Consider the following 629-nt stretch of genomic DNA (forward strand, 5'->3'; position numbering starts at 1 on the left):
CGTTCCTCGTGATGGGTGACGATCCATTGGTCGGTTTCAAGTTCGGGGATAGGCTGAGCAACGCGAACCAGCCGCGGATCGCCGTCACCGACGAAGCACGGAAAGACCGAAAGGCCGGCGCCGGCGGCCACCAGTTCGCGCACCGAATGGGTGTTGTTGCCGCGTACGGCGATGCGGTCGCCGTGATGGGCTTGCAGCCAGCGCGCCGAGGCAATGTTTGCGCCTTCGCCGGTGACGCCGACGAACAATCCGGCGGCGATGCCGTTGATCAGGTGACGTCCGGAATAAATGGCGTGGGCGACCTTGCCGCTCTGACGGCCGGCCAGCCACTGCTCGGTCGGGCGCTCGCTGCGGATGCCGATGTCGGCGGCACGGCGGCCGATGTCGACCCGGTCGGTGGTGGTGACAAGCTCTACCCTTATGCCGTCATCGACCGTCCAGATCTCGCCGATATGGGCGGAAACGAAGGCCGAGGTCCATGGCCCGGCCGAGACGCGGACAATGCGGTCGGGCAGGTTTCCCTCGCGCCAGCGGGTCAGCGACTGCATTGCCGCCTCGACGTCTTCGGCGCGCCGCAGCAGTTCCTCGCCGACCGGGGTCAGCCGGTAGCCGGTCTGCTGGCGCACGAA

At 67.2% G+C, this 629-nt stretch carries 1 protein-coding gene; it reads right to left on the reverse strand.

Annotated elements, in window-relative coordinates; translation table 11 throughout:
* The coding region (locus NKJ91_RS33730; protein WP_352458950.1) for a LysR substrate-binding domain-containing protein at positions 1-629 on the reverse strand (629 nt) is incomplete at both ends.

Origin of the sequence: Mesorhizobium sp. M0040, assembly GCF_040323505.1 — a bacterium.
Taxonomy (GTDB): Bacteria; Pseudomonadota; Alphaproteobacteria; order Rhizobiales; family Rhizobiaceae; genus Mesorhizobium.